22 protein-coding genes are annotated in these 24250 nt (G+C 67.2%); 6 read left to right on the top strand and 16 right to left on the bottom strand.

Features of this window, described 5'->3' with window-relative positions; all coding sequences use genetic code 11:
- Nucleotides 1-2097, top strand: a complete 2097-nt coding sequence (locus tag GRI99_RS03325; RefSeq protein WP_160770548.1) for a PQQ-dependent dehydrogenase, methanol/ethanol family — start codon at nt 1-3, stop codon at nt 2095-2097.
- Between the two features lie 81 nt (nt 2098-2178).
- Here the strand turns inward: GRI99_RS03325 and GRI99_RS03320 are convergent, their stop codons facing one another.
- From GRI99_RS03320 to rpmI, 15 genes are all read right to left on the bottom strand, one after another.
- Complete coding sequence (locus tag GRI99_RS03320) at nt 2179-5241, bottom strand: CHAT domain-containing protein (RefSeq protein WP_237438082.1); 3063 nt, start codon at nt 5239-5241, stop codon at nt 2179-2181.
- On the bottom strand, nt 5231-6181 hold the full coding sequence (locus tag GRI99_RS03315; protein WP_272917375.1) for an outer membrane protein: 951 nt from the start codon (nt 6179-6181) through the stop codon (nt 5231-5233). The genes GRI99_RS03320 and GRI99_RS03315 overlap by 11 nt, the downstream gene beginning before the upstream one ends.
- Nucleotides 6182-6484: 303 nt before the next feature.
- The gene (locus tag GRI99_RS03310; RefSeq protein WP_160770546.1) at nt 6485-6823 is read right to left on the bottom strand and encodes a P-II family nitrogen regulator; all 339 of its coding nucleotides are present in this window, start codon (nt 6821-6823) and stop codon (nt 6485-6487) included.
- Between the two features lie 198 nt (nt 6824-7021).
- The gene (locus GRI99_RS03305) at nt 7022-8344 is read right to left on the bottom strand and encodes an ammonium transporter (protein WP_160770545.1); all 1323 of its coding nucleotides are present in this window, start codon (nt 8342-8344) and stop codon (nt 7022-7024) included.
- A gap of 14 nt (nt 8345-8358) precedes the next feature.
- Nucleotides 8359-8697, bottom strand: a complete 339-nt coding sequence (locus GRI99_RS03300; protein ID WP_160770861.1) for a P-II family nitrogen regulator — start codon at nt 8695-8697, stop codon at nt 8359-8361.
- Between the two features lie 161 nt (nt 8698-8858).
- On the bottom strand, nt 8859-9563 hold the full coding sequence (locus tag GRI99_RS03295; protein ID WP_337192843.1) for an endonuclease/exonuclease/phosphatase family protein: 705 nt from the start codon (nt 9561-9563) through the stop codon (nt 8859-8861).
- Between the two features lie 2 nt (nt 9564-9565).
- Complete coding sequence (locus GRI99_RS03290; RefSeq protein ID WP_160770544.1) at nt 9566-10141, bottom strand: pyridoxamine 5'-phosphate oxidase family protein; 576 nt, start codon at nt 10139-10141, stop codon at nt 9566-9568.
- A 31-nt stretch (nt 10142-10172) separates the two neighbouring features.
- A complete protein-coding gene (locus tag GRI99_RS03285) occupies nt 10173-11696 on the bottom strand; it encodes a peptide chain release factor 3 (RefSeq protein WP_160770543.1) in 1524 nt (507 codons plus the stop codon).
- Between the two features lie 18 nt (nt 11697-11714).
- Complete coding sequence (locus GRI99_RS03280; protein WP_160770542.1) at nt 11715-12584, bottom strand: aldose 1-epimerase family protein; 870 nt, start codon at nt 12582-12584, stop codon at nt 11715-11717.
- Nucleotides 12585-12992: a hypothetical protein gene (locus GRI99_RS03275; RefSeq protein ID WP_160770541.1), complete on the bottom strand. Its 408-nt coding sequence runs from the start codon at nt 12990-12992 to the stop codon at nt 12585-12587.
- Nucleotides 12993-12995: 3 nt separating this feature from the next.
- The gene (gene pheT, locus GRI99_RS03270; RefSeq protein ID WP_160770540.1) at nt 12996-15362 is read right to left on the bottom strand and encodes a phenylalanine--tRNA ligase subunit beta; all 2367 of its coding nucleotides are present in this window, start codon (nt 15360-15362) and stop codon (nt 12996-12998) included.
- Complete coding sequence (pheS, locus tag GRI99_RS03265) at nt 15359-16459, bottom strand: phenylalanine--tRNA ligase subunit alpha (protein WP_160770539.1); 1101 nt, start codon at nt 16457-16459, stop codon at nt 15359-15361. Before pheS ends, pheT begins: the two co-directional genes overlap by 4 nt.
- Before the next feature lie 69 nt (nt 16460-16528).
- A complete protein-coding gene (locus tag GRI99_RS03260) occupies nt 16529-17440 on the bottom strand; it encodes a helix-turn-helix domain-containing protein (RefSeq protein WP_160770538.1) in 912 nt (303 codons plus the stop codon).
- A 137-nt stretch (nt 17441-17577) separates the two neighbouring features.
- Nucleotides 17578-17937 carry a 50S ribosomal protein L20 gene (gene rplT, locus GRI99_RS03255; RefSeq protein ID WP_160770537.1) on the bottom strand — a complete coding sequence of 120 codons (360 nt, stop codon included), beginning with the start codon at nt 17935-17937 and terminating at the stop codon, nt 17578-17580.
- Between the two features lie 13 nt (nt 17938-17950).
- Nucleotides 17951-18154, bottom strand: coding sequence for a 50S ribosomal protein L35 (rpmI, locus tag GRI99_RS03250; RefSeq protein WP_160770536.1), 204 nt, complete (start codon nt 18152-18154; stop codon nt 17951-17953).
- A 435-nt stretch (nt 18155-18589) separates the two neighbouring features.
- Between rpmI and GRI99_RS03245 the strand changes: the two genes are divergently transcribed.
- The 4 genes from GRI99_RS03245 to GRI99_RS03230 all read left to right on the top strand — a co-directional run bounded on the left by GRI99_RS03245 (nt 18590) and on the right by GRI99_RS03230 (nt 22322).
- Complete coding sequence (locus tag GRI99_RS03245) at nt 18590-19210, top strand: cytochrome b/b6 domain-containing protein (RefSeq protein ID WP_202392902.1); 621 nt, start codon at nt 18590-18592, stop codon at nt 19208-19210.
- 10 nt (nt 19211-19220) lie between these two features.
- Nucleotides 19221-19751, top strand: coding sequence for a helix-turn-helix transcriptional regulator (locus GRI99_RS03240; protein WP_160770534.1), 531 nt, complete (start codon nt 19221-19223; stop codon nt 19749-19751).
- Nucleotides 19748-20440: a VIT1/CCC1 transporter family protein gene (locus GRI99_RS03235; protein WP_160770533.1), complete on the top strand. Its 693-nt coding sequence runs from the start codon at nt 19748-19750 to the stop codon at nt 20438-20440. Before GRI99_RS03240 ends, GRI99_RS03235 begins: the two co-directional genes overlap by 4 nt.
- A 181-nt stretch (nt 20441-20621) precedes the next feature.
- Nucleotides 20622-22322: a GH35 family beta-galactosidase gene (locus GRI99_RS03230; protein ID WP_202392901.1), complete on the top strand. Its 1701-nt coding sequence runs from the start codon at nt 20622-20624 to the stop codon at nt 22320-22322.
- A gap of 24 nt (nt 22323-22346) precedes the next feature.
- On the opposite strand, the gene GRI99_RS03225 is transcribed toward GRI99_RS03230, so the two are convergent.
- Nucleotides 22347-23150 carry an inositol monophosphatase family protein gene (locus tag GRI99_RS03225; RefSeq protein ID WP_160770532.1) on the bottom strand — a complete coding sequence of 268 codons (804 nt, stop codon included), beginning with the start codon at nt 23148-23150 and terminating at the stop codon, nt 22347-22349.
- 132 nt (nt 23151-23282) lie between these two features.
- Between GRI99_RS03225 and GRI99_RS03220 the strand changes: the two genes are divergently transcribed.
- Nucleotides 23283-24236: a helix-turn-helix domain-containing protein gene (locus GRI99_RS03220; protein ID WP_160770531.1), complete on the top strand. Its 954-nt coding sequence runs from the start codon at nt 23283-23285 to the stop codon at nt 24234-24236.
- Nucleotides 24237-24250 lie beyond the last annotated feature (14 nt).

Below are 24250 nucleotides of genomic sequence, written 5' to 3'. Positions count from 1 at the left end.
ATGCGTGCCGTTCTGTGTTCCACGGTGACCGTACTGGCACTGGTGCTTGCGGGCTGTGCGGCCACGGCGCAGGCACCGATCGCTGCTGCAACACCGGCCCGCGCGGCGGATCCACTGGCCAACCCCGCGCCTGGCGATTGGCCCAGCGACGGGCGCGACTATACCGCCCAGCGCTATAGCCCGCTGACCCAGGTGAACCGGCAGAACGTGGGCCAGCTTGGCCTGGCCTGGTATGCGGACCTGGACACCTATCGCGGGGTGGAGGCAACGCCGCTTTATGCCGATGGCGTGCTCTACAACACGCTCTCGTGGAATATCACCACCGCCTATGACGCGCGCACCGGTGCGGTGATGTGGACCTATGACCCGCAGACGCCGCGTGAATACGGGCGGCTGGCCTGCTGCGAACCGGTCAGCCGGGGCCTGGCGATGAGCGGCGACAAGGTGATCATCGCAACGCTGGACGGGCGGCTGATCGCGCTAGACCGCCGCACCGGCCAGCCGGTCTGGACCACGCGCACCTTCGAGCATGGCAGCCGTTATGCCTATTCCATCACCGGCGCGCCGCGCGTGTTCGGCGACAAGGTGGTGGTGGGCCAGAGCGGCGGCGACTTGGGCGTGCGCGGCTTCGTCTCGGCCTACAACGTGGAAACCGGGGCGGAGGAATGGAAGTTCTACCTCACCCCCAACCCGGAAGACCGGCCCGACGGCGTGGCATCGGACGGCGTCAACGCCATGATGCGCGCCACCTGGAGCGACGAGGGGCTGTGGCGCGAACTGGGCGGCGGGGCCAACCCGTGGGATGCGATCGCCTATGATCCGGCGCTGAACCTGGTCTATGTCGGCACCGGCAATGCCGTGCCCCACGCCCGGTTCTATCGGTCCAATAACCAGGGCGACAACCTGTTCGTCTGCTCGATCGTGGCGCTGGATGCCACCACCGGCGCATACCGCTGGCACTACCAGATGAACCCCGGCGAGGAGTGGGACTGGACCTGCACCCAGTCCATGATCCAGGCCGACCTCCAGATCGGCGGGCGCATCCGGCAGGTGCTGATGCAGGCCCCCAAGAACGGCTTCTTCTATGTGCTGGACCGGGCCACGGGCGAGTTCATCCACGCCGGCGCACACGTGTTCCAGAACTGGAACCTGGGGTTCGAGGCCGATGGCCGGCCGATCACGGCCGACATCGTGCGCTATGGCGAGGACCAGCGCATGGTCGCCCCGGGGCCCGGCGGCGCGCACAACTGGTTCCCCATGGCCTTCTCGCCCCGCACGGGCCTGGCCTATTTCCCTGCTTACCAGAGCGCCTTCGTCTATGGCCTGCAGCGGGACTGGCAACCACAGCCGATGCGCAGCAACAGCGGCTGGGCCGGGTTCGGCAACCCGCACGCCGCGCAACTGCTGGCAGACGCCAACGAGCTCGAGCGGGCCTATCTCACCGCCTGGGACCCGGTGAACAACGAGATCGCCTGGCAGGTGCCGCTGCCCCGCCACGGCAACGGCGGGGTGATGGTGACCGCCAGCGACCTGGTATTCGAAGGCACCACGCGGCAGACCTTTGCCGCCTTCAACGCGCGCACCGGGCAGCAGTTGTGGGAATACCCCACGCAGAGCGCCCCGGTGGCGGGCGCAATCACCTATGAGCTGGACGGCGTGCAGTACATCGCCATCAACGCCGGCTGGGGCGGCGGGGCGGCGCAGATCGAGCGCGGGGCGGGGATCGAGATGCCGCGCGCCCCGGCACGCCTGCTGGTCTTCCGCCTGGGCGGCACCGGGCAGTTGCCTCCGTTGCCGCCGCAGGCCAGTGCCCCGCCCGAGCCGCCGCCCTTGCGCGCGAGCGAGGCACAGGTTGCGCGCGGGCGCGAGCTGTTCGGCCAGGCCTGCGCCGTGTGCCACGGGCAGAACGCCATCGGCGGGGTCAAGGACCTGCGCCACATGACCGCCGAAACCCACGGCCTGTTCAACCGCATCGTGCGCGAGGGGCTCTACCTGGACAAGGGCATGGCCAGCTTCGCCGACATCGTCAGCGAGGAGGATGTGAACGCCATCCATGCGTACCTGATTGCCCGGGCGAACGAGGACTGGGGGCGCTGAATGGGGCGATATTGCACCCAGGGCGGCCTGCAAACGGCAAGCCTGTCTTGAGCGCAATCTCAACCCTTTCAGAGGGCCATGTTACCGGCGCAGGGCGGCCGCGCCGTCACCCACCACGGCGAAGGCCGACCAGTAGAACGGGTGCGAGGTTTCCGCATCGTTCATCAGCGCCAGTTGCGCCTGGCGCAGCGCCTCGCCGATGGCCACGCCGGGCTGGGCCTGGAAGAAGCCGGCGATCAGGCGGCCGGTGGCGTTGTAGTCATCTGGCACCGGCCAGTGGCTGGCGACCACGGTGCGCCCGCCCGCGCCCACGAAGGCACGCACCAGCCCGTCCAGCGCGAAGTCGCCGCCGCTGGTCACGCCCGCCTCGCGGCTGGCCGCAAGGCCCCCGGTGCTGGCGGTGTTGCAGGCCGAGAGGATGACGAGATCGGCATCCAGCGACAGGTCGAAGATCTCGCCGAAGGTCAGCAGGCCATCCGAATCCTGGTCGCCAAAGCTGGTCAGCAGCGCGGGGCGCGGCGGGCAGCCGGGTTGCGGCGCGGTGACCAGCCCGTGAGTGGCGAAGTGGAGGATGCGGAACTCGTCGAGATTGTCCATCGCCTTCAGGCGGCTGTCGGTGAACTCGCCGCCGGTCAGCACTTCCACGCTCCGGCTGTCACCACCCAGCAGCGAACTGGCCGTGCGCAGCTCGGCAGCGGAGATCGGGTTGTTCCAGGTGCCGCTGCCCCAGGTGCAGCGGGCCGCATCCGGTCCGGCTGCGCCGCCGCGCGTTCCCGCAACCTGTGCGGCGGTGCTTCCCGGTACCAGGGGCAGGTTCTGGCCCAGCCCCAGGTACTCGCCGCGGGCATCGGAGGCGCGGGCCTGCCGCACCGAGGCGAAGGCGGCGGGGGAGACGGCGGTGGTTACCTCCATCGCCCGGCCCAGCCAGGCCGTGCCGCGGAAGTCATAAGGGTCGGCTTCCGGGTCCGCGATGCGGGCCAGGTAGCGATCGACGCTGGCGTCATCCATTACCAGCAGGTTGGCCGGCAGGCTGAGGAGGGCGCCATCGGGCTCGAACACCAGGTGGCGCACGTCACCCAGCCGATCCAGCGCGGGGCCGAACAGCGCCTTGGCCAGGTTGCGCGCGGTGGCGATCTCGAACGGATAGGTGATCGTCTGGCCGCCTTCCTCAACCGCGATCGAATCCCGCAGGGTGGCGACCATCGCGGTGATCTCCGCCGGGCGGACGGACAGGCGCCAGGCCTGCGCCCCATCGGGGCTGGCCATCAGGGCATAGGCGGACTCGTCCAGCATCACCACTTTCAGGTAGGCCTCGCCCGGTCGCAGCGCCTGCTGCAGGCTGGCCAGCGTCATGGCCGGATCGCTGACCGCGCGGTAGCGGGGATAGGCGGCCAGGGCCTGCTGCACTTCGAGCTGCCGCTGGCGCAACTGCTCCAGCGCGGTGGTCTTCTCGGCCAGCAGCGTCGCGGCCCCTTGCACGCCCTGCGCGGCCCGGTCGGCGGCCTGGGCCTGCTCGCCGCGCAGCACTTCAACCGCGCGGGTCAGGTTGATCGACTGGCGGAACAGTTGCGCCGCCTCGTCGCTGCCGGCGGATAGCTCGCGCGCCAGCACGGCCTGGGTCTGCGCCAGGCCGGGCCGCTGGAGAAGCTGGCTGGCCAGGAACAGGTCAGCTGCCGCCGCTTGCGTGCCCTGCTCTGCCAGCAGGCGGAAATAGGGCGCGAACAGGCGCCGGGTGCTGGCGGGCGGGGTGCCCTCGCTGTCGGCCACCATGGTGCGGTAGAGCGCCGTGGCCTCCGCCGTGCGGCCGGTGCGGGCATAGAGCCCGGCCAGTTGCCCGCGCGCGGTGACGAGGGCGGGGGAGGCGGGATAGGTCCGCTCCACCATGGCCCCAGCTTCGCCGTGCAGGGCCTCGGCTTCGGCGATATTGCCCCGGCTCTCGGCCTGGTCGGCCAGTTCGCCCAGGATCTGCGCGCGCAGCCACAGCATGGACACCACGCGCCCCTCGCGCACCGCCAGGATCGAACCATAGGCCTGGCGCAGCGCGGCATCGGCGCTGGCCGTGTCGCCCTGGCGGCGCAGGGCCGAGGCGCGCAGGTAGGTGCCCTGGGCATCCAGCAGCGCGATGCGCTCGGCCACGGTCAGCCGCCCGCCCACTTGGGCCCCGCCGCTCTCGGCGGCCAGCCGCTCGGACAGGGCATTGTCGATCTGCAATTGCAGGCTGGCTTCCACGCTGTCGCTCAGTTCGGGCAGCGGCGTATCCAGCGCCAGCAGCGCGCCGGCGGGGCTGGCGCGGTTGAGCGCATCGATCGCGGCATAGTTGCGCGCCAGGCGGGCCAGCACGGGATCGGTCCGCGTGCCGGGGGCAGCCTCGGCAAAGAGCTGGCGGGCTTGCGTGAAATTGCCGAGGTTCGATTGCTGCAGGGCGGCGTTCAACTGCGCTTCGGTGGCGCTGCGCCCGGTCAGCGTGCTGGCGGAGACGGTGAAGAATTCCGCCGCCTCGGCAAAGTTGCCCGCGTTGGACCGGCGATAGGCCTCGTCCAGCGCGGTCTGCTCTGAAATGGCCTCGGCCTGGGCGCGGGCAAAGGCCTGCGGATCGGCTGCCTGGGTCAGCGGCACCTCCACCGTGCCGGCCACCTGCCGGTCGGTGGCCAGAGTGGTCAGCCCCAGCCGCAGGGCATCACGATAGACGGCAAGGCCGCTGGCGGCATAGATCCGCCCGCCGCTGCGGCCCACCAGCACCAGCCGCTCCACCGGGTTGCCCGGGCGGGTGCAGACCAGGCTGCGCGCTTCGCTGAGGCCCTGGGGCAGGCTGGCGCTATCTCCATCGCGGCACTGGGCATCGGCCCCGGTCGCCTGGGCCAGGGCGGCCTCGAAGCTGCCGCTGCCCAGCACCTGCAGCGAGCCTACGGCGGACGCCGCATCGCGGCAGACGACCTGGTAGGAGCGGTCGAACAGGCCCTGTCCCGGGCGCGGGGTCTGGATCTGTGCCTCGCAAAGGCCGTTGCTGCCGATAGGCACCGAATCGCGCAGGCCCACGCTCTGTGATGCCGCCTGCTGAGGCAGGGCCAGGGGGGCCAGCACGGCCAGCAGGCCGGCAGCCAGGCGGCCAAACATGGTGGCGCGGCGAGGGCGATCAGCCTGCATTGTCGTCTTCCTCTTCGGACCCTTCGCCGCCGCTGGTGACGGGATCGTCCACCAGCCCCTGGTTGTCCACGGCGGGCGCGTTGAACAGATCGGGGAAATCGATCCCGAAGGCAGCATCGGCCGCGGCCGTGCTTGCCGCGTCAAGCGGCACGTCGACCTCGGGTACTTCCGTCAGGTCCTCGCTCGTCAGCGGCACCTCGATTTCCGGCTCCGGCGGTGGCGGCGGCGGCGGCGGCGGCGGAGCTTCGGCACCGCCGAAGTTCAGGATCAGGCTGATCAGCGCCGAGTGGGTCGCCAGGTCGAAGCTGGTTGCCCGGCCACGCGAGTCAACGATGTCGAACTCGTTGGTGTTCAGGTAACGGTACTTCAGGCCGACGTCGAAGTTTTCGCTCGCCGGGATGCGCAGAGCGGCAATGCCCTGCCAGGCCCAGGTGTGATCGGAATCGTCGAAGTAGCCCGGGCCGGTGGACGCGATGGCGTTCTCGCCATTGAACCACACGTGGCCGTAACCACCACCGATCGAGAAACCGATGCTGTCATCGCCGCCGAAGTCGAGCAGCGCGTTGGCGAAAGCGCTGGTCAGGCGATGCTCGCCGTCAGCAACGAAGGTGCCGCGACGCAGGACGTTGTTCTGCGCAGCCACGGCACCACCGGGCAGGCCGACGACCGGCGACGAAATCTCGTCCGGATTGAACTCCTTGTACGAGCCTTCCAGCTCGGTACGGATCACGCCGAAGTCATAACCCAGCACGCCACCCAGTTCCCAGCCGGTTTCCGAGCTGGTGACCACGGCATCCGAAATGCCATTGACGGTGGAATCATATTCGTTCGGGAAAACGGCACCGACATCGACACCGAAGTAACCCTGGCCATCCCGGGCCATTGCGGGGGCCGCGAGGGCCGTTGCCGCAACGCCAAGGCAGAGCGCTATCTTTCGCATTTTCATATTCCCCTTTGAACCTGCATTGGCTTCATAGTTGCTGACGCAATCTCTGGCAACCGCCAGTAATTGGCCAAATGCAAAGTGATTATCACTTAGTCGCCTTTACGTTCCCGGGCAAAGCACGGAAATGTGAACGGTCGGCGAAGTTTCGTCCCGGGCAATGGCTCATTTTGGCCGATTTGCGCCCTAGCCCCCCTGTTGTGTTGCGCGAATGCAACAGGATGCCGGCCTTTGCGTCGGAACGAACCGAATGCGTGCAACCGCTTAGCTCCAGGCGCGCGGTTCCGCCCCGGCCTGAACCTAGAGCGCGAGCTCTCCGGTCTCACCGGTCCGGATGCGGATCGCTTCGGGCAGGTCCAGGACGAAGATCTTGCCGTCGCCGATCGTGTCGGTGTTGGCCGCGTTGCGGATCGTCTCCACCACTTTGGGGGCCATTTCATCGCTGGTGGCGACTTCCAGCCGCACCTTGGGCAACATGTTGATGGCATATTCCGCCCCGCGATAGATCTCGGTCTGGCCCTTCTGCCGACCGAAGCCCTTGGCCTCGGTCGCGGTAAGCCCGGCCACCCCCGCAAGCGACAGCGCCTCGCGCACGGCTTCGAGCTTGAAGGGCTTGATGACTGCAATGACCAGCTTCATGGATGACCCCCGTCTATTGGCATGGCCGGCAGGCGCGGCCTTTTCGATCCGCGCATCATGGGCACCTCCCCCCGTCGCAGGCAACAAAAAAGGGCCGGAGCGTGATGCTCCGGCCCAAAGTTTGTGCGTTCGCAGGAGGAACGTCTGGAGGCGGGACCGGGGGAGAGGAGAGGAGGTCCGGTCCCGCCAAGCTGGTTATCAGTTGTAGGCGCGCTCGCCGTGCTCGGAGATGTCGAGGCCGTTGACCTCTTCCTCTTCCGAAACCCGGAGGCCGGTCAGCGCCTTGGCGATGTAGATGGCGATCACGGTACCGATGGTGGACACCACGATGGTGGCGACGACCGCGAAGATCTGGGTCATCATTTGCGCGCCGATCACGTAGTCCTCGCCGCCCGGGCCGCCCAACGAGGGAGCGAACACGATGGCGGTGCCCAGCGCGCCGACGATGCCGCCCACGCCGTGGATGCCGAAGGCATCCAGCGAGTCGTCATAGCCCAGCTTCGGCTTCACCTTGGCTACGAAGAAGTAGCAGATGATCGAAGCGACAGCGCCCAGGACGATGGCACCGAACGGACCGGAGTTGCCGGCCGCCGGCGTCACCGCGACGAGACCAGCAATCACGCCCGAGCAGAAGCCCAGGGCCGATCCCTTGTGACCCATCAGCTTCTCCGTCAGCATCCAGAAGATACCGCCAGCCGCCGTGGCAACGAAGGTGTTGATCATGGCCAGGGCGGCCGAACCGTTGGCTTCAAGCGCCGAACCGGCGTTGAAACCGAACCAGCCCACCCACAGCAGGCCGGTGCCGACCATGGTCAGCGTCAGCGAGTGCGGAGCCATCGGCTCGGTCGGGTAGCCACGACGCTTGCCCAGGATGAAGGCGGCAACCAGCGCCGAGACGCCGGCATTGATATGCACCACGGTACCGCCAGCGAAGTCCAGCGCACCCATGGCAAAGAACACGCCGCGGGCTTCCCACACCATGTGGGCGATCGGGAAGTAGACGATGGTCAGCCACACGATCACGAAGATCATCGTGGCGGCGAACTTCATCCGTTCAACCACCGCGCCCAGCACCAGCGCGGCGGTGATCGCGGCGAAGGTCATCTGGAACGAGATGAAGACGTATTCGGAGATCACCTCGTCAGTGAAGGTGGCCGCGGTCGAATCCGGGGTCACGCCAGCCAGGAAGAACTTGCCCCAACTGATGTATTCGTTGCCTTCGGGGCCAAACGCGAGGCCATAGCCCCACATCACCCACACCAGCATAGCCAGCGCCGCGGTAGCGCCGATCTGGGTCATGGTGGAGAGCATGTTCTTGGAACGGGTCAGGCCGCCATAGAACAGGGCCAGGCCCGGCAGGATCATCAGGAGGACGAGGACGGTGGAGGTCATCATCCAGGCGTTGTTGCCCGGGTTGGGAACGGGAGCGACCGCCTCGGCCACTTCCTGGGCGAAGGCCGCAGAGGCCATCAGCATGGACGAACCGAGCGCCCCGATGCCGTAAACGAGTTTGCGGATCATTGTGTTACCCCTTGTCACAGCGCGGAATCGTCGGTTTCGCCGGTGCGGATCCGGGTGGTCGACATGAGGTCGAGCACGAAGATCTTGCCGTCGCCGATGCTTTCGGTGCTGGCGGTCTGCTGGATGGTCTCGACAACCTTGGGCATCAGCTCGTCGCTGACGGCGATCTCGATCTTCACCTTGGGCAGCATATTCACCGAATATTCTGCGCCGCGATAAATCTCGGTCTGGCCCTTCTGGCGGCCGAAGCCCTTGACCTCGGACACGGTCATGCCCGCAACGCCCAGCGCGCCAAGCGCTTCGCGCACTTCATCGAGCTTGAACGGTTTGATGATGGCAATGATGAATTTCATCATGGACCCCTGTTGCTTTTTACCGGCGGAAACCCCGGCCGGGATAAGCAATGCAAAGGCCGTGCCAATTCCCCCTGCCTGCGGGTTTACCCTGCGTTAACCTCTTCAGCAGCGATTCATGGTGCAGTGCAGCGCCGGAATCTTGGGCAAGTGCCCAAAATTTAGGCAGAGAGAGTGAGGCAAGCCTTTACCGGCAGGTGATCGGATGCCGCCACTGCCAGCGCGCTGTGGTGCACCTGGCACTCGCTGACCTGCCAGTGCGGCGAGTGGACCACCCGATCGAGCTGGGCCAGCGGGCGGGTGCCGGGGAATGACCGGCCCGGGGCAAGCACCTCCCAGCCTTTTCCGAACGCAGCCAGCGACCCGCCGCGCAACGACCATTCGTTGAGATCGCCCAGAAGCACGCAAGGCCCTGCTTCGTCCATCGTCCGGCACACGGTCTCGATCTGCCGCTTGCGCAGCAGGCCTGACAGATCAAGGTGCATCCCCGCCACGCAAAATTCCATGCCCTCCAGCCCCAAGCGGGCCCGCACCGCGCCCCGCGGCTCCAGCGCCGGCAGGGCGATGCGGTCCGCATCGAGCACCTCGATTCCGCGGCGAACCAGCAGGGCGTTGCCGTGCCAACCGATCGAGCGGGCGCGCTCGGCGACAGGTACCACCTGCCATTGGGCTTCCTCCAGCAAGGCGCGGGGCAACACGGTCTCGCGCTCGCCGAAGCGACGATCGGCCTCCTGCAGGGCGACAACATCGGCCCCCACCTCGTGCAGCACGCGGATGATCCGGTCTGCGTCGCGCTTACCGTCAACCCCCACGGCCTTGTGGATGTTATAGCTGGCGAAGGTGATCTGCATGGCGGCTGGCAGCACGTCTAATCCATGCCTTCGGGCAGGGTTCCGGCAATGAAGCGATCGGTGGTGCGGGTGCGCAGGCCGTCGATACTGTGCCGTCGGGTGCGGTGCTTCCAGGCCCACTCCTGCGGATCAGCCTTCGCATGATGCTTCACCAGCGTGGGCCGCTCGCGCTCCAGCTTCATCTGCGGCACGCCATAGCCGCAAGACGTCTGCACGCCCTCCACCGCAATATCGAAGATCTGCCGCGTTCCCGGCAGCAGCTTGAAGTGGGCCGCCAGTTCATCCCACCCGCGCTCCCACGGCAGCACCGGGGCGCCCCGGCCATAGATGCGCAGAATCTGCGCCGGCTGATTGAAGTTGCAGAACATCAGCGTGATGCGACCATCTGCCAACAGATGCGCGTTGGTCTCGTTGCCGGAGCCGCCCAGGTCCAGCCAGGCAACGCGGGTGGGCGAGAGCACCCGAAACGCATCGTAACCCTTGGGGCTCAGATTTATGCGGCCCTCGGCGCAGGCGGTGGCCACGAAAAACACCGGCTGGGCGGCGATCATCGCCCGGTGCGCAGGCAGCACCTCATCGAAGAACTCGGCCATAGGCCTACGTTATGGCCCGGCCGGCACCTTGTCACCTCTCCTTGGTGGCGCTGAACGTCAATTCGGGGTTCTTTTCCTGCTGGTAGTTCACGTCCCACGGGCTCCTGGCCATGAACACCATGTCGCCATCGCGGTCCTTGGCCAGGTTCGGCCGGTTGAACTCGGCAAAGGTGCGCAGGGCGGCATCGCTGCCCTTCAGCCAGCGGGCGGTGGCAAAGGGGCTGGCCTCCAGCCGCGCCTCCACCTTGTATTCTGCCTCCAGCCGCGAGACGAGCACATCAAGCTGCAACTGGCCCACCACGCCGACGATCCACTGGCTGCCGATCTCGGGGTAGAAAACCTGGATCACGCCCTCTTCGGACAGGTCATCCAGCGCTTTGCGCAACTGCTTGGTCTTGGTCGGATCGACCAGCGCGATGCGGCGCAGGATTTCCGGCGCGAAGTTGGGCAGGCCAGTGAAGCGCACCTGGTTCTTCTCGCTGAGGGTATCGCCCACCCGCAGCGTGCCGTGGTTGGGAATGCCGATGATGTCGCCCGCCTCGGCCGTATCGGCCAGCTCGCGATCCTGCGCGAAGAACAGGATCGGGCTGTGGATCGCAATCGGCTTGCCCAGCCCCGATGGCACCAGCTTCATGCCGCGTTTGAACGTGCCCGATACCTGCCGCATGAAGGCGATCCTGTCACGGTGCATGGGGTCCATATTGGCCTGCACCTTGAAGATGAAGCCGGTCACTTCGTTATAGTCGGGGTTGATCTCGACATCGCCAGCAGGCTGCGGACGCGGCGGCGGGGCAAAGCGGGCGATGGCGTCGATCAGTTCCTCGACCCCGAAATTCTTGAGGGCAGAGCCGAAATAAACCGGCGTCAGGTCACCGTGGCGATAGGCTTCGAGGTCGAATTCGGGATAGCCGCCGCGCGCAAGCTCGATTTCCTCGGCGTACTGGTCGGGGATCGGCGCATCCTGGTCGCGCTTGCCGAGGTATTCGCGCGAGGCGCCTTCCGGTCGCGCCACCGCGTTGGTGCGGAAATCCAGCAGCCCCTCGAACAGGCCACCCATGCCGATCGGCCACATCTGCGGGCTGACGTCGAGCGCCAGCTTGTCCGCCACCTCGTCCAGCGTTTCGAACGGGTCGCGTCCTTCACGGTCCACCTTGTTGACGAAGGTGATGATCGGCACCGAACGCAGGCGGCAGACCTCGAACAACTTCAGCGTTTGCGGCTCGATGCCCTTGGCCGCGTCGATCACCATGATAGCCGAATCGACCGCGGTCAGCGTGCGGTAGGTATCCTCCGAGAAATCCTGGTGCCCCGGCGTGTCGAGCAGGTTGAAGGTGATGCCGTTCTTCTCGAAGGTCATCACGCTGGAGGTGACCGAGATGCCGCGCTGCTGCTCGATCTTCATCCAGTCCGACCGCGCACGCCGCGCCTGGCCCCGGGCCTTGACCTCGCCCGCCAGATGGATCGCGCCGCCCTGCAGCAGCAGCTTTTCGGTCAGCGTGGTCTTGCCCGCGTCAGGGTGCGAGATGATGGCAAAGGTGCGGCGATTGGACGTCATGCCCGCGCCTCTAGCGGGTCACGCCTCCAGCGTCACCCTCATCGTGCAGCGCCATTCGTCGCCCGGCGGCAGGGTGATGACGCCGGGCTTGGTGCGGAAATCGCCGCTGAAACCCGCGGGATCGGCATGGCCGTGCCACGGCTCGATGCAAACGAACTGCGCGCCAGGCTGGGTCCAGATGCCCAAGTATGGCGTGTCCGGAAAGGCGATGCGCAGGCGCGGGCCTTCAGCGGCTCCGTAGGTTACCTCCTGCGAGGCGACCGGGGCCCAGACCAACGCATCGTTGGTGAACAGCGCATCCGACAAAGGCAGATCGCGAACCTGCAGGGGCGAGGGAACCTGTGTGGCGATCAAACCACCCTCAAGCCGGACAACCTCGGGACCTTCCTCGCGCTCAAATGTTATGCGGTGTTCATCGCGCGGTTGCCCGAACGGCAGGGGCCAGGCGAAGGCGGGGTGGAAGCCGAAGCTGAAGGGCAGGTCCTCCGGCCCGGTATTACCCACCCGCACGGTGGTGGTCAGTGTCGTGCCTTCAAGCTCGTAAAGCACCGCCAGGTCGAAGGCGAAGGGATAGGTCTCGCGCGTCGTCGCGCTGTCGCGCAGCACGAAAGTGACCGCATCCTCGCCCGCGCCCAGCACTTCCCATTCCAGCCGCCGGGCAAAGCCGTGCTGCTTCATCGGGTACTCACGCCCGTCCAGCCGCAGCACGTCGCCGTTCAGCCGGCCGACGATGGGAAACAGCAGCGGCGCGTGGCCGGTCCAGTGCGCGGGATCGGCGGAGGTCATCAGCTCGCGGCCATCGGCTTCGCGCAACGAAACCAGTTCTGCCCCCAGCGGATCGATACGCGCGGTGAGGTTGCCACTGGTGATGGTGATGGGATCGGTCATTCAGTCAAACGGATCGGGTACAGTACGCGGCTGGTCAAGCAGCCATTGCCCGTGCTCCAGCCGGTCTTCGCGCTGGCCGAACTGGATCAGCGTCCCGTCGGGCACGCCGAGTTCGGGCAGGTGCAGGCGCAAGATGGCCCGTGTCCGGGCAACATCCGTTGCATCGATGTCGATGATCGTAAAGGATTGCTCGTCCTCGTCGCTCTCATCATCGGCTTCAAAATACAGTGTCCCGCCGCCATCGCTGGTGCCCGCCCGGGCCAGTCGAAGCTCGGCATCGAGATGGATCGACACGCCATAATGCCGCTCGAACGGATCGAGGTCACCCGGGATGACCACCGCCATGTACGAGCCGTACAGCGGATCGAGCAGGCAATCCCGAATGGGCTCGAGAAAGCGCTCGATCATCGGCTAGCCACGCAGTTCCCCGCCCAGCTTGCCCGCCGCCGCCACCACCCTGTCGGCAATGGCCTTGAGGTCGGCCTCCTTGTAGCTCGTCTCGCCCGGTTGCAGCGTCACTTCGACGGCGAGCGACTTCTGCCCTTCCGGCACGCCCTGCCCCTCGAACAGGTCGAAGATCCGCGCATCAACGATGTTGGCCTTGTCGGCACCCTTCACCGCGCGCAGCAGGTCCCCCGCCGGCAGGTCCGCCGGCACCAGGAAGGCGAAATCGCGCGTCACCGCCTGCAATGGCGGCGGGGCAAAGTGCGGGCGAGCGAAGCCGGCGCTCTTGCGGGCGGGAATGGCATCGAGGTGGATGCCGAAAGCCACCACCGGCACGTCGATCCCGAAGGCCTTCAGCGTGGCCGGGTGGATCGCGCCGAAGCTGGCAATCGCGTTCTTCGGGCCCAGCCGCAGAGTGGCTGCCTGACCGGGGTGATAGACATCGCCGATCGGCTCCATCACCATCAGCTTGTCAACCGGCGCGCCCGCCTCGGCCAGCAGCGCCTGGCACAACGACTTGGCATCGAAAGCGTCGAACGGCGCGGCCTTGCCCTGGCTCCAGCCACGCGCCACGCGCTCGCCCGCCAGGACACCAACCAGCGTGGGATGCTCGCCATCTTCCAGATAGCGGCGGCCGATCTCGAACAGGCGCACGCTGGTGGCCCCGCGATCCATGTTCCGCTGCACGGCCGATAGGAGGCCCGGCAGCAGCGAGGGGCGCATGACCTTCAGGTCCTCGCTGATCGGGTTGTCCAGCACCCAGCGCCCGCCACCCACGGCAGCGGCCTCGCGCTCGGAAATGAACGACCAGGTGACCGCTTCGTTGAGGCCCATCGCGGCAGCAGCACGGCGCAGGCGGCGCTCAATCTGCTGCTGGGGCGTGGCGGTGGGCCGGGCCACCCCCTCCCCGCGCGGCAGGGGCACGCTGGCGACCTTGTCGATGCCGTGGATGCGGACCACTTCCTCGACGATATCGGGCGCACCCTCCACGTCATGCCGGCGCAGCGGCACGGTGACCTGCCAATCATCCGAGACGGTGAAATCGAGCGCGGCCAGGATGCGGCGCTGTTCGGCCTCGTCCACGGCCACCCCGCCCAGCTTCTGCGTCAGTTCCGGGTGGTACTGCACCACCTTGGCGACGCTCGGGGGCGAACCGGCGCGCATGACGTGGCTTGCCTCGCCCCCGCACAGCCGCTGGATCAGGCTGGTCAGGCCATCCAGTCCGCCATCGAGCCAGGCCGGGTCCACCCCGCGTTCGAACCGGGTGCGGGCATCGGTGGCCAGGCCTAGCTTGCGGCCGGTCACGCCGATGGTTTCCGGATTGAAATAGGCGATTTCCAGCAGCACGTCGGTGGTCTCGGGCTGCACGCTGGAATGCTCGCCGCCCATGATCCCGGCGATGTCATGCACGCCGGCTTCGTCGGCAATCACCGTCATGGTGCGGTCGAGCGTGTAGGTCTTCTCGTTCAGCGCCAGCACCTGCTCACCGTCTTGCGCGCGGCGGGCAACCACAGGGCCGGTCAGCTTGGCCAGGTCATAGACGTGCGCCGGCCGGCCGAAAGCCAGCATCATGTAATTGGTGATGTCGACCAGCGCGCTGATCGGGCGCTGGCCGGCGGCCTTCAGGCGGGCCTGCATCCACTCCGGCGACGGGCCGTTCTTCACGCCCCTGATCACGCGGCCATAGAAGGCCGGGCAGCCATCGGGATCGTCAGTGCGGATTTCTACCGGGCAGGGAAAGGTCCCCTCGATCTTGTCGTCGCGCAGCGGCTTCAGCGTGCCGAGGCCCGCCGCAGCCAGATCGCGGGCAATGCCATAGACGCCCATGCAATCGGGCCGGTTGGGGGTGATCGCCACGTCGAACACCGGGCTGGCGCCCTGGTATTGGGCAAAAGGCGTGCCCACCGGTGCATCCTCAGGGAGTTCGATGATGCCATCGTGGTCATCGCCCAGCTCCAGCTCGCGCGTGGAACACATCATGCCGTTCGATTCCTGGCCGCGGATGGCGCTCTGCTTCAGCACCATGCCGTTGGCCGGGACCACAGCACCAGCCGTCCCCAGCACGCCGACCAGGCCCGCGCGCGCATTGGGCGCGCCGCAGACCACCTGCAGCGGATCGCCCTCGCCGGTATCGACGGTGAGCACCTGCAGCTTGTCAGCATCGGGGTGCGGCCTTGCCGTGAGCACGCGCGCCACGCGGAAGCCGGCCAGCTTGTCCGCCGGATCCTCGATCCCCTCAACCTCGATGCCGATGGCGTTGAGGGTAGCACTGATCTCCGCCACCGAGGCATCGGTGTCGAGGAAGTACTTCAGCCATTCGAGCGAGAACTTCATGCGCGTGCTCCCACACCGGCGGACAGCGTGGGCTGGTCGAAGGCGGAGAAGCCATAATGCGCCAGCCAGCGGACATCGCCGTCGAAGAAGGCGCGCAGGTCATCCATGCCGTATTTCAGCATGGCAAGCCGGTCGACGCCCACGCCGAAGGCAAAGCCCTGCCATTCGTCCGGGTCGAGGCCAGACATCTCGATCACCTTGCGGTTGACCATGCCGCTGCCCAGCAGCTCCATCCAGCCGTGGCCGGGCGCGTCCCCGCTACCGCCGAGCACGCGCTTGCCGTTCTCGATGGCGAAGCCAACGTCCACTTCCACGCTGGGTTCGGTGAAGGGGAAATAGCTGGGGCGCAGACGCAGGACGATGTCCTCCTTCTCGAAGAAGGCCTTGAGGAAGGTTTCCAGTGTCCACTTCAGGTGGCCCAGGTGAATGTCCCGGTCGATCACCAGCCCTTCGATCTGGTGGAACATCGGCGTGTGGGTGGCATCGCTGTCGCTGCGATAGACGCGGCCCGGGGCGATGATTCGCAGCGGTGCGCCGTGCGCCATCATCGAGCGTATCTGCACCGGACTGGTGTGCGTCCGCAGCAGCATCTTGCCACCCTTGGGAGCCGCATCGGGGAAATAGAACGTATCGTGCATGGCCCGCGCCGGGTGGCTTTCGGGCATGTTGAGCGCGGTGAAGTTGTACCAGTCGTCCTCGATCTCCGGACCAGTGGCGACGGCGAAGCCTAGGTCGGCGAAGATTTCGGCCAGCTCGTCCATCACCTGGCTGACGGGGTGCACCGTGCCGCGCGGAGAATCGGGCGCAGGCAGGGTCAGGTCCAGCGTCTCGCTGGCGAGGCGGGCTTCCAGCGCGGCGGCATCCAGCGCCGCCTTGCGATCCGCCAGGGCACCGGCCACGCCTTCACGCAGGGCCTGGATGGCGGGGGCCTTCTCCAGCCGCTCCTCCGGCCCCATCTGGCCCAGCGTCTTCAGGAGGGCGGTAATGGTGCCCTGCTTGCCCAGGAATTCCACCCGCAGGGCTTCCAGCGCCGCCGGATCGGCAGCAGCGGCTATGCGGGCAAGGGCGTCGGTCTGGATGGTGTCGGTATCGGACATGGCTTTCCTGGCAGGCAGGCGATGGGAACAGGCGCGCCTGTTAGCCGCCCTGTTGCCCGGACCCAAGCCCTAATCGAGCGAGCGCACCTCGGCACCATAGCGCGCCACGGTGGGCAGATCGGTCTGCGGTGCGGCACCCTGGTCGGCCATGCGCTGGGCCATGATCCGTTCGATGATCGGATGGGGCATTTCGGCATACTCTGTAGGGGTCATCCCCATGAAGCTGCGGAAGTCGCGCACGAAGTGGGCATGGTCGTAATAGTGCAGGTCGAGTGCATCGGACCAGGTGTCCAGCGGCTGGAGCATGTAGCGCGCCAGGCTGCGCAGGAACCGCTGGCGGCGCAGCAGCAGCTTGGGCGGAAACCCGAAATACCGGCCACACAGCCGCTCGAGGCTGCGACGGTTGACGCCCAGGCGTGCGGCAAGCTGGGTCACGTCCGCCATGTCCGGATCGCGCAGGGCAGCCTGGCAGGCCAGCACCTGGCTTTCCGCAGCGAACGGAGCGCGCGGAAGGGCCAGCAGGTGGGCGTTGACCTGCCTGGCGGTCTCGTCCGGGTCTTCCCCGCCGCCTTGCACGATACCGGCAACAGGGTGGAAGGCCGCGAAAGCCTCCAGCTCGCCGGCATTCACGATCCGGTCCGCCAGGCTGTTGGCCGGCGCCTGCACGAACCGGGCCCAGCCCGCCGGATGCAGGCCCAGGCCCCAGATGCGCGATCGGGTGAGGCCGAAGCGGATCGCCCGGCTGGTTGGCCCGCTGGCAACCAGCGGATAGGTGGGCAGCATGGGATCGGGCGTGATCCCGGCCTGCGGCGGCGTGCCCGACTGGGTGAAACGCAGCGCGGACCATTCCGGATGCAACTGGTCCTGCACCAGATCCCCTTCCGCGCAATCGAGATCAAAGCGGTAGAGAACGGTGAAGTAGGGGGCCAGTTCGTCGGCCAATCGGTAATAGCGCACGTTCAATGCGAAACTGGCTGACATCGGCGACCCACTTTCGGCGGCGATCTTATGCCCCGGGCCGGGGATGGCAAGACTGGTTTGCCCGGTGAGAAAAGACAAAGGGCGCGGGCGACTGGTGTCGCCCGCGCCCTTTTGTTGTGCGCCGGAAGGCAGGCAGATCAGGCCGGCAGGGCCTGCTTGGCCTGCTGGATGATCGCGGTGAAGGCAGCGCCTTCATTCATCGCCAGATCGGCCATCACCTTGCGGTCAAGGCTGATGCCGGCCAGCTTGGCGCCGTGCATGAACTGCGAGTAGGTCAGGCCTTCCACGCGGACGGCAGCGTTGATGCGCTGGATCCAAAGGGCGCGGAAGTTGCGCTTCTTGATCTTGCGATCGCGATACGCGTACTGGCCAGCCTTCTCGACCGCCTGCTTGGCGACGCGGATGGTGTTCTTGCGGCGGCCGCGATAGCCCTTGGCCGCGTCCAGAATCCGCTTGTGCTTCTTGTGCGTGGTTACGCCGCGCTTGATACGGGACATCTGTCAGTACTCCTCAGCTTAGCCCGTAGGGCGCCCAAAGCTTGATCGTCCGTGCATCGGCATCGGAGATCACCTTGGTGCCGCGCTGCTGGCGGATGTACTTGGCATTGTGGCTGATCAGGCGGTGGCGCTTGCCGGCGACACCATGCTTGACCTTGCCCGTAGCGGTGATCTTGAAGCGCTTCTTCACACCGCTCTTGGTCTTCAGCTTGGGCATTTTCGTCTCCTTCAAAGGGACACGTCCAACCAGCCCTGGCAGCCCTTGTGGCCAGACCGGCAGATGAATCACGTGTCAGTGAAGGGAGGGCCCCTAGTGGGGCGCGGGCAAAAAGGCAAGCGGCCAGAGTCCGCGCCTGCATGGGGCCGCCCCAAGTTGATGAAGTACAGACGGGGCGGAGGGTCTGTACAAGCCCAAAAGGGGCGGCCGGCGATGGGAAAGAGCGATTCGCGGACACCCTGGCAGGCCGGCGCGGCTGTAGGACAGCACTTTGTGCCCGTAAGCACCCGCTTATCCGGGCCGCGATAAGCGCCGCGCCGATTCCCCCACCCCGCCACCGGGCCCATGTCTGCCCCTGCCAGCGGCCGGCCCCGTGACCTTCCCCCATCCCTCACCCGGCCGGTCGCTGGCATCAAAGCCAAGGAGATTGCCGCCATGACCGCCACCACGAACACACGCCGCTGGGATCCGGTGGTCAAGCTGACCCACTGGACCATAGTTGCGGCCATCCTCGCCAATGCCGTGATCACCGAGGAAGGCAGCGCGGCCCACGTATGGGTCGGCTATGCCCTGGCCGCCATCCTGGCCCTGCGCCTGCTGTGGGGCCTGATCGGCCCGGCAGAGGCGCGCTTCACCGCCTTCCCCCCCAGCCCGGTGCGGGCGCTGCGCCATATCGGCGAAATCCGCCGGGGCGAGCAGGCCGAGCACGCCAGCCACAACCCGCTGGGCGCGCTGATGGTCTATGCCATCTGGTCGTGCCTGGGGGTGATCATCGCCACCGGCATCGCCATGGCCGGGTTCCCGCCGCAGGGCGAGAGCCACGAGGAAGACCGCCCCGCTGCCTATGCCTCTGCCGAATACGGCGAGGAAAGCGAGGAGGGCGAGGAAGCCCGCGAGGGCGGTGAAGGCCATGAGGAAGACGGGATGGAGGAGCTCCACGAAGTCGCCGTCAACCTGCTGTACCTGCTGATCGTGCTGCACATCGCCGGCGTGGTCTTCGAAACGCGGCGCAGCGGGCGGCAGGTTGTGCTGGCGATGCTGCCCCGCCGCCGGTAAACCGCAAGCCATGCAGGGGCGGGCACGCAAGCTGGAACACCGGGCCACGGCGATGACCATCGTCGTGGCCCTCCAGGCGCTCGCCGCCGCCTTCTTCCTGGCCGACCTGGCGGGAGACCTGGCAAGCGAGCCGGCCGATGGCCACCTGATTGTGGAAGGGATTGCCGCCGTGGCCCTGCTGATATCGGTGGTGCTGGGGGCGATCCAGATCCGCCACCTGGTGCTGGCCGCCCGGGCCGACGAGGCCGCCGTGGCCGTGGCCCGCGGCGCGCTGGCCCAACTGGTGCAACTGCGCTTTGCCCAGTGGCACCTGACACCGGCGGAAGCCGACGTGGCGCTGTTTGCCCTGAAAGGCTGCGACGTGGCCGAGATTGCGACCTTACGCGGTGCGGCTGCGGGAACGGTGCGGGCGCAACTGGCGCGCATCTATGCCAAGGCGGGGGTTGCGTCGCACACCGCGCTGCTGGCGCTGTTCGTGGAAGAACTGATCGATACCTCGCTGCTGCACGCGGCGGGGACAGAGGGGGAGAAGACCGCATGAGACCGCACCGCGAAGAACACCTGGTTTCCCGCATCGGCTGGCTACGCGCCGCCGTGCTGGGGGCGAATGACGGGATCGTCTCCACCGCCAGCCTGATCCTGGGCGTGGCCGCATCGGGCGCGGACCGCCCGGCGATCCTGGTGGCGGGCGTGGCCGGGCTGGTGGCCGGCGCGATGTCGATGGCGGCGGGCGAATATGTCTCGGTCAGTTCGCAGTCGGATACCGAGCAGTCGGATATCGCCCGGGAGAAGGCTGAGCTGGCCAGCACACCGGATGCCGAACTGGCCGAACTGGCGGGCATTTACGAGGCGCGCGGAGTGGACCCGGAAACCGCCCGCAAGGTGGCCCAGCAGATGACCGCCTTCGATGCCTTGGGCAGCCACGCGCGCGACGAACTGCACATCACCGCCATGACCGAGGCCCGCCCGGTGCTGGCCGCCGTCACCTCCGCCGGCACCTTCACCGCCGGGGCCGCCCTGCCGCTGGCGCTGGCCGCCTTCCTGCCGATGGGGCTGGTGGTGCCGGGACAGGCGGTGGGATCGATCCTGTTCCTGGCCCTGCTGGGAGCAGTCGGCGCGAAAGCCGGCGGATCGAAGCCGCTGCGCCCGGTGGCCCGCGTGGTCTTCTGGGGTGCGCTGGCGATGGGCCTGACAGCGGCGATCGGGAACCTGGTAGGGACGAGCGTGTGACGGCCTGACGGGCGGGAAAGGCAAACACGCTTCACCTGCGGGCCCGGGTACGCGCCCCCGAGCGGCTGCCTTCCGAGGAGCCTCCGCACTCTAATAATAGAAGCCCTGTTCTAAAAACGTTTACTCCCTCGAAGCCGTCATTATATACTCCGAGTAATACGGATCTAGAGGAGCCCATTTCATGAAGGCAACCCGCAAGCCCGGCCTGATGCTCGCCCTGTGCACGGCAGCCATCGCCGCCGCCCTTTCCTTGCCGGCGCAGGCGCAGGATGCGCCGCTGCCGCACGTTGTCCGAAACGACGGCCAGTTGCAGCTGATCGTTGACGGGCAGCCCTTCATTGCCCTGGCTGGCGAGGTCCACAATTCCACCGCCTCCAGCGCCGAATACATTGCCCCGATCTGGCCCCGCTTGCAGGGCTTCAACCTCAATACCGTGGTCTCGCCCGTCTATTGGGAACTGGTCGAACCGGCGGAAGGGCAATACGACTTTGCCCTGGTGGACGAGCAGTTGCGCCAGGCGCGGGCACACGGGCTGAGGCTGGTGCTGCTGTGGTTCGGCACCACCAAGAACGCGAAGTCGACCTTTGCGCCCGCCTGGGTGCTGGCTGACCGGAACCGCTTCTCGCGTGCGGAGACTGCGGCCGGCGCGAACCCGTTCGATCAGGGCGATCCCGTGCTCAGCGTGTTCGACGAGGACACCATGGCCGCCGATGCGCGCGCCTTTGCCGCCCTTATGGCCCATCTGGCCCGGGTCGATCCGCAGCACACCGTCATTACCGTGCAGGTGGAGAACGAGGCCGGCCTGCTGGGCGACAGCCGTGACCGATCCGATCTGGCGAACCGCGCCTGGCGCGGGCAGGTGCCCGCCACCATCCTTGCCCGCCTGCGGCGCGGCAACCTGCAACCATCATTGCAGGCGCTGTGGGCGGCCAACGGATCGCGCACCAGTGGCACGTGGAGCCAGGTGTTCGGCGATGACTGGCAGGCCCACGAAGCCTTCATGGCCTGGGGCGTGAGCCGCTATATCGATCACGTCGCCGCCGCCGGTAAGCGCGAGTTGCCCTTGCCGATGTACGCCAACGCCTGGCTGGGGCCGCAGAATCCCGGGGATGCGGCAGGTGCCTATCCGTCCGGCGGGCCGGTGCCCCGCGTGTTCGACATCTGGCAGGCGAATGCGCCGCATCTCGACTGGCTTTCGCCCGACATCTACGTCGATGACTATGCCGGCTGGGCCGGTCAATATGCCGCCAACCAGGGCGCCGTATTCGTGCCCGAGGCGCGGTTCGAAGTGGGCAACCTGTTCACCACGCTGGGCGCGCTTGATGGATTCGGCTTCGCGCCGTTCGGCATCGAGGATGGCTTGCCGGGCAACCAGCTTTCCGATGCCTATGGCATTCTGTCAGGAGCCTTGCCCGTAATCGCCCGCGCCCAGGCAGACAATCGCATCGCCGGCTTTGCGCTGGCCGCAGAGGAAGTGCGCCAGATCACCTTTCCCGGCTACCGGCTTACGGTGCAGGGGCAGCGCGAAGCCGTGAACCGCCGATTCCGCGACATGGGCGTGCCGGTCCAGGCACCGGCGCCGGAGCCGCGTGCCCAGACCGCAGGCTGGGGGCGTGCCGAAATGTCCGACCTCAGGCCCAGCGGGCTGATCATCATGCTGGCAGAGGACGAATTCCTGCTGGCGGGCAAGGATGTCGACCTGGTGATCGCCGACGAGTCCGGCCGCAGGCTGGAAGTCGTGCGTTATCAGGAAGGCCGCTATGTCGATGGCGAATGGCAGAACGGCCGCGTTCTGAATGGTGACGAACGCATGGCTCCCCTGCCGAACGACAGATTCGGGATGGTGCGCATCCGGGTGCTTCCGGCCGCCAGCGGGCGCTAGCGTTCCTGCGGCTTCAGCCGCCCGTCAGTGCCCGTGATCATGTCCCGGCGGCGCCCCCGCCAGCGCACCCAGCACGTCCTCCAGCCGTGCGGGATCGCCCAGGGCCAGCACATGGCCGTCCGATTGGCCGTGCAGCGGCTCGCCGTTCCAGTCGCACATCAGGCCGCCCGCGCCTTCCACCACCGGCACCAGCGCGGCAAAGTCATGCAGCTTCAGGCCCGCCTCGCACACCACGTCGATATGGCCGGTGGCAAGGCACGCGTAGTTGTAGCAATCGCCGCCCATGACCATGCGCTTGTGATCGGTCTGGCTGGCCAGGGCCATGAACATCTCGCCCTCGGTTTGCGTGAAGTATTGCGGGCCGGTGGTGGCAATGGTGGCGCGTGCCAGTTCGCGGCACTGGCGGGTGTTTACGGACTTGCCGTTCAGCGTGGTGGCCTGCCCGGCTACGCCCAGCCAGCGTTCACCCAGCACCGGCTGGTCGATCAGGCCCAAGACGGGGAAGCCATCCACCAGCAGCGCGATCAGCGTGCCGAATGTGGCGCGGCCGGCCAGGAAGGCGGTGGTGCCGTCGATCGGGTCGAGCACCCACTGCCGGCCCGAGCGGCCCTCTTCCACGCCGAATTCCTCGCCGTGGACCCCGTCCTGGCCCATTTCCGCTTTCAGCAGGCGGCGCATGGCTTCCTCGGCATTGCGGTCGGCAATGGTGACGGGCGTGGCATCGCCCTTGGCCTCGCTGGACACGGGCGTGCGGAACAGCGGCAGGATCTCGGCCCGGGCGGCGTCGGCGAGGCGGTGGGCAAGGGCGATTTCGGCGGCGAGGTTCATGGGCCAAGGCAATCGTCAGCATTGCCCGCCCCGTCAAGCCCTGCGGCAACCGTAACGGGCGGTACAATCGGCGATTGACCAATGCGGCAGGCGGGATATTCTCTCCCACAACAGGGAGTTGAGTGGTCGCACATGAGCAGGCGGGCGGAACCGGGGCGTGATCCCGCCGTGGTGACACGGCTGGGCCAGTCGCGCGATGGCCAGCCGCTCAGCTACAACCGCCTGCCCGCGCCCGACCTGCTGCCGTGGATCGCCTGGCTCTATGTCGCCAAGGTGCAGATGCCGCCCGATTACCGGCTGGACTGTCACCTGTTCTGCGATACCGCCTTCATCCGCATCCAGTTGCAGGGCCAGTGGGAAGCGCAGACGGTGGACGGCCCGCGCCACAACGGGCGCGCGGCACTTCATTTCGGCAATCACAGCAAGGCAATGCCGGTCAGCGTCACCGGCAGCTTTACCAGCGTGGGGCTGGCGATCCGGCCCGGGGCCGGCCCCGCGGCCACCGGCAAGCCGGCGCGCGATTTCGTGGACCGGATCACCCCGATGGCCGACCTGGGCCTGCCGTTCGACCGGGTGCTCGACCCGCTGGAGGCCGCCGGGGACGATCCCGAGGCCATGCTGCAACTGCTGGAAAACGCCGTGCGCGGCTTCCTGCAGCAGCGCCAGGCTCCGCCGCCGGATCCGGTGACGCAGCAATTCGAGATGCTGGCGCTGGTCGATCCCGCCGCCAGCATCGCCGGTTTCGCTGAAAGCTGCGGCGTCACCCAACGGCGGCTGGAGCGGCTGTGCCTGCGCGACTTCGGCCTCAGCCCGAAGCAGGTGATGCGCCGTGCCCGGGCGCTCGACATGGCCAGCCACCTGCGCGGCGTGGCCGACGAGGCCGAGGCGGAAGACCTGATGCTGCGCTATTACGACCAGAGCCACCTGATCCGCGACTTCACCCGCTTTTTCGGCCTGTCGCCGCGCCAGTTCCGGCAGACCCCGCAACCGCTGATGACACTGGCGCTGGAAAGCCGCCAGTCACGCCGCCTGGCCCTGCTGGAACGGTTGACCCCGGGCGAGCCCAAGCCGTGGGAGCAGGGCTGAGGCGCCCCGCGCGG

Source organism: Alteraurantiacibacter buctensis (assembly GCF_009827655.1).
Lineage (GTDB): Bacteria > Pseudomonadota > Alphaproteobacteria > Sphingomonadales > Sphingomonadaceae > Alteraurantiacibacter > Alteraurantiacibacter buctensis.
Note: the sequence above shows the minus strand (reverse complement) of the source record. Positions and strands in the feature narration are given on the sequence as shown.